This is a genomic window from Brevibacillus sp., from assembly GCF_003521185.1.
In the GTDB taxonomy this organism is placed as follows: Bacteria; Bacillota; Bacilli; order Brevibacillales; family Brevibacillaceae; genus Brevibacillus; species Brevibacillus parabrevis.
In genome coordinates this window covers 1-4,477 of sequence record NZ_DOTK01000090.1, presented here as the reverse complement: position 1 = coordinate 4,477, position 4,477 = coordinate 1, and the positions used below count along the sequence as shown (strand labels likewise).

The window sequence follows — 4,477 nt, the reverse complement described above, 5'->3', positions numbered from 1 at the left end:
CCATGCGTGGCGCACCAAAAAAAAGACGCTTTCCCCTATGGGAAGCGTCCCAAAAGTTCGCACCCTTTTTTGGGCACGATCACAAACGGCCTGTCGTTATTCGAACGAATGAATGTCGACTCCCTGCGTTTTCCAGACTCGCATGGCGACATCCAAACGAAATCGCACCTCGGGATCATTCAAATCGGTTTGCAGAATCTCGCCAATTCGCTCCAGCCGATACAAGACCGAGTTGCGATGAATGAACATTTCCTCCGCGACCCGCTTTGTATTTCCCCCCGATTGAAGAAAAGCGCCCAATGTCGCCAGCAACTCTGTCCCGTACTCTTCGTCGTAGCGGACGAGCGGCTCGATCAGCATGGAGGTGAGCGCCGCCAGCACCGGATGACCTGCGTTGTCCAGCAGCAAGTCTTCGACGAGAATCTCGTGATAATGCACCATTTCCTGTTTCGGTCGCGTCTTGGCTCCGACAGCAATCGCTTTGTACGCTTCGCGCGAACTAGCCGGAACGTCTGCCAAATGCTCGCGCGCTCCCCCGATTCCTACAGCAAGCTGCCACTGGGCCGAAAACTCCTCTTGCAGAAGCGCCAGCTCCCTCATGAGTGCTTCCGCTTCCGCTTTTTGCTTGTCCGCTTCGGCAAAAGCCGATGAACAGAGCACGAGCAGCGAATCGTTGATGACGACTCCTTTGCGTGCATGCACCCCTGGCTTGTTCAGCTTTTGCAACAGCAGATGGTACACCTGCGCAAGCTGTTCATCCCGTTCCTTTTGCGCCATCTCAACCTTGCTTTGCACACGCATGACGATTACGTAATGATATTGCCTGAGCGAGATTCCCAGTTGCTTGGCCCGGTAGCGCAGCAAGTCTTCCTGGTGGGCAGAACCGGAAAACAGCTCGACCAAAAACGACTCCTGCTCTCGTTCCCGTTGCAACTGCTGTGACTGGCGGATCGTAAAGTCAATCGCCAACACGGTCACCGCATGATCCAGGCACATTTGTTCGAAGCGTTCCTGTTCTTTCAGTTCGCGCGAAATGGCAAGATAGCCCATCACCCTGCTGCCCACCTGGATCGGCCGCTTTTGTTGAATCTGCCTAACATCAAACTGCGACGTAGCGCTCTCGATTTCCCCGTCCTCTTTCAGCACAGCCGCCTCGCAAGCGAGCATGTTCCCGATCAATACGACAAGCTCGGTCGTCCGCCGATTCAGGACGAGATTGGTAAACTGCTGGTTCACTTCCCGCACCTCGCGCAGCAAAAACGCCTGGCGTTGAAGCACCTGGTCAATCACGGCATGCGTCATGTCGATAAACGAATTTTCCAGCGGGATATCAAACAGCGGAATGCCGTACAAATTGCTTTTGTACAACGCCTCGGCGGGCACTTCCTGAATGACTCTCCTCGTCTTGATGCCGATAGCCGAACTGCCGATCCGATGCATTTCATCCAGCAAGCGGCAGAGCAGCATCGGCTCATGCCGAAACGCGTAGCCTGTCGTAATAATCAGTTCGTTCGGCCGCAAAAAGCCTGTCAAATCAGGCATTTCCACGGAGCTTATGTAATAAATTTCTTTGGCGATTCCTGCGTGTCCGGCCATGATTTCCGATCCGCGAAACACAGGCAATTGCAACAGCCGCTCGACGGTAAAAGGAGAGTTTTCCATGACTTCACCTCTTCGCTTTTGACTCTTGGCTACATGCTACCACAAAATGCGGAGGGCAGAAAAACGGCAATAAAAAAGACCGTCATCACTTTGATAGGACAACGATCTCTTGTGCTTGTGCTGATTCAGTTTCTCCGCTTTTGTCTTCGTCGCTCGCTGTCTCATGTCAGCAAACACGAAAATGCTCCTGTTCAACTCCGGGTTGCGCTTGCCTTCCCGCGCCAATTTTTCCCGATGCTTGCGCGCGCTGCTTTTTGCCATTTTCACTCACTCCTTTGTGGCGGCCCGTTCGCTTTGGTACCGTCTGCGACTGCCATCCTTGTTGTTATCATAGTACGCCTGGTGCTGGTTTGCAACGAAAATAGGCGACGTCTACCAACACTTGTCCAAACCAATTGTTCGCTTGTGAATAAAGTAAAAGGGACAGGAGGTGTTCATCAAGATGAAAAAAACGGCAACACGCGTAGAAAACCAAGTGTACTCCACTCGCGTTCTGCGCTCGGAATTTGACAGAAACTGGCGCAGATTCGTGTCCAGAAGCGGATACGTCGTTTATACGGCAACAGCTAACCAGGCCAAAATCATCGTCCTGTTGGCGGACGGTTCCAGAAAACTGCTGATTTTCGGCAAAGGCGGCAGAGTCCTCGTTGGCGGTGGGGGCACCAGTCATTATAGCAAACCCCACGTCGCACGCGATTTGTAAATGTCACCAAAACAGCCCCCCTGTGCGTTTAGGCGAGCAGGGGGGCTGTTTGGAAAGGTGACCAAGGGCAAGAGCATTTTTACGACGGATGAAGCCCTGTTCAAAATGCTCTATTTGGCGACCACGGACGTGACCCGAAAGTGGACGGGGCGTGTACAAAACTGGGGCAAATGCTCCTTCAACTCTCCGTTTTCTTCCCTGATCGGATCGGGCATTGCTTGCGTTAGTTCTATGCTTCAAAAGGGTTTACCAAAATACTGGTCAGACCCTATTACTTTCTATACAAGATAAACAACATAATTTGAGATAAACACATTTGCACTCCAATACACTAAAAAAACACAGATTATAAATATTGAAACATCCATTACTCTATTTGTTTTACTTGCATTATTTAATCGTAACCTTTTGACACCAATGTAAATAATATAGAATGCCACAACGTAATATATAAAATTGCAAAAGTAATAAAGTGCGGATTCTCCAAACGCCTGTTCATCACCTAGCATATAAACAAATACCTTTCCAAGAAACACGAAAGTCCCAGTAATCAAATATATTATTAAGTATTCTATTATTTTCCTCATAGAATATACCTCCTTACTAACCCACGCCCATTTTATGAGTCTCTCTTAGGCGCGGGTTAGTATTTTGGAACTATTTACCAGTTATTACTTTGATGCCTGTTTCTGCTTTTATATTGCCAATATAAGTTAAATAGGTAACACTTTCATTAGATCTAGCAGCAGATACAATTCCATATAAGTATAGTTTTTTCGTGTTTTTAGAATCAGGTACTCCAACTGGCGATCCGCTGTCTCCATTTACAACTTTAAGCGAAACCTTTTTCTGGTTTTTTAAATGGCTGCCTAATGCATATACACTTTCATTCGTTCCTTGTACAAATCCACACATTTGAGTATCAGATTGACCTAATGATGTGCATACTCCCATACCTTCCCAATCGTTGATTTGCTCACCAATGATTTGGTATCCTGCTTCATCGTAATTGTTTCCTGATGTAGTTAAGATGTTGTGAGTTGTTAAATCAGATTTAACTTTGACCAGGGATACATCTACTGAACTACCCCAGTAAAATATCTTTTTATGAACAGTGCCGATTAAATTGTCTTTATTGTAGCTCTGTAAAACTTGTTGCCCTGTATTATCAGCACAGTGTCCTGCTGAAACTAAAAAGTAAGTAGAACTATTTGAATCTTTTGCTGAAAAGCCATTTGTACAAAAACCGCTTCCTGAATAATTCATTTGAGCTGCTCCCGGTACTGGTCTAACCTTTATTTGTGCTCTATCTATTTTAGGCTCAATTTTTTCTGTTTGTTCAAATTTAATTAGTGACTCATCTATAGTCATTTTTCGAATCGATTTTTTGTTCAACCCTTTTTCTATACTATCTTTTGCCTCACTTTCATCTTCAGTATAACCTACGATTACAGACTGATCTTTAAAACTAGAAGAGATGCTTGCAACATTCTTCTCGAATCTATCAATGTTCACCGAAAGCTCTTCAACAACTTTATCCAAGTCTTCCTTGGAATACTTTACTTCATCATATTCAACTTCAACATCTTCCCCCAATATGTCTCTAACTTTATTCAACTCATCTTTTTGAGGGATAGAATGGAAACCAATATGAATTATTCCTCCATGTTCTTGATCAACGTATAGCCCCGCATAGTTATCATCAAACTTTTTTTCTAAATACTCAATCAAGTCAGGTATTCGCTTTTGAATCTCCATTCTATCCCAGAACTCATCTTCATCAATCGGAGTAACATAACGCACTTTGTCCTCCTTTTCCTTTCCTTCAGCAATGATCGTATTAGATAGTGGCAAAATAGATATTGCACCTACGACCATTAAATTCAGCACAACACTTTTCAACTTCATAATTTATGCCTCCACAAGAAATTTACATAATATGACAAATATAATATATATTAGTAATGTGTGCAACATTCGCTCATACTAGGCTCCATGTCAAGCCGACTCAACCGTTGGGTTATGTGCCTTACAATCGATCTCCAAAATGGATGGCCAGTTGTGATATACAACCATTTGCGGTGGTTTCATGCTTCTTCACAATGTGAGGTT

At 45.2% G+C, this 4,477-nt stretch carries 4 protein-coding genes and 1 pseudogene; 2 read left to right on the top strand and 3 right to left on the bottom strand.

Annotated elements, in window-relative coordinates; translation table 11 throughout:
• Window positions 1–96: 96 nt before the first annotated feature.
• Both DEP07_RS26560 and DEP07_RS26555 read right to left on the bottom strand, forming a co-directional pair.
• On the bottom strand, window positions 97–1,662 hold the full coding sequence (locus tag DEP07_RS26560; RefSeq protein ID WP_287103241.1) for a PucR family transcriptional regulator: 1,566 nt from the start codon (window positions 1,660–1,662) through the stop codon (window positions 97–99).
• 36 nt (window positions 1,663–1,698) lie between these two features.
• Window positions 1,699–1,923: a hypothetical protein gene (locus DEP07_RS26555; protein WP_122962765.1), complete on the bottom strand. Its 225-nt coding sequence runs from the start codon at window positions 1,921–1,923 to the stop codon at window positions 1,699–1,701.
• Between the two features lie 181 nt (window positions 1,924–2,104).
• Here DEP07_RS26555 and DEP07_RS26550 point away from each other — a divergent pair, with 181 nt between their 5' ends.
• Window positions 2,105–2,365 carry a hypothetical protein gene (locus tag DEP07_RS26550; protein ID WP_287103240.1) on the top strand — a complete coding sequence of 87 codons (261 nt, stop codon included), beginning with the start codon at window positions 2,105–2,107 and terminating at the stop codon, window positions 2,363–2,365.
• Window positions 2,366–2,419: 54 nt separating this feature from the next.
• Window positions 2,420–2,592 (top strand): annotated as a pseudogene (locus DEP07_RS26545) (IS256 family transposase); the annotation flags it as partial.
• A gap of 430 nt (window positions 2,593–3,022) precedes the next feature.
• Here the strand turns inward: DEP07_RS26545 and DEP07_RS26540 are convergent.
• The gene (locus DEP07_RS26540) at window positions 3,023–4,273 is read right to left on the bottom strand and encodes a hypothetical protein (protein WP_122962762.1); all 1,251 of its coding nucleotides are present in this window, start codon (window positions 4,271–4,273) and stop codon (window positions 3,023–3,025) included.
• Between the last annotated feature and the right edge of the window lie 204 nt (window positions 4,274–4,477).

Coding starts and splice junctions, on each gene's coding strand:
- DEP07_RS26560 (WP_287103241.1), bottom strand. CDS start 1,662: ATGGAAAACTCTCCTTTTACCGTCGAGCGGCTGTTGCAATTGCCTGTG.
- DEP07_RS26540 (WP_122962762.1), bottom strand. CDS start 4,273: ATGAAGTTGAAAAGTGTTGTGCTGAATTTAATGGTCGTAGGTGCAATA.
- DEP07_RS26550 (WP_287103240.1), top strand. CDS start 2,105: ATGAAAAAAACGGCAACACGCGTAGAAAACCAAGTGTACTCCACTCGC.
- DEP07_RS26555 (WP_122962765.1), bottom strand. CDS start 1,923: ATGGCAAAAAGCAGCGCGCGCAAGCATCGGGAAAAATTGGCGCGGGAA.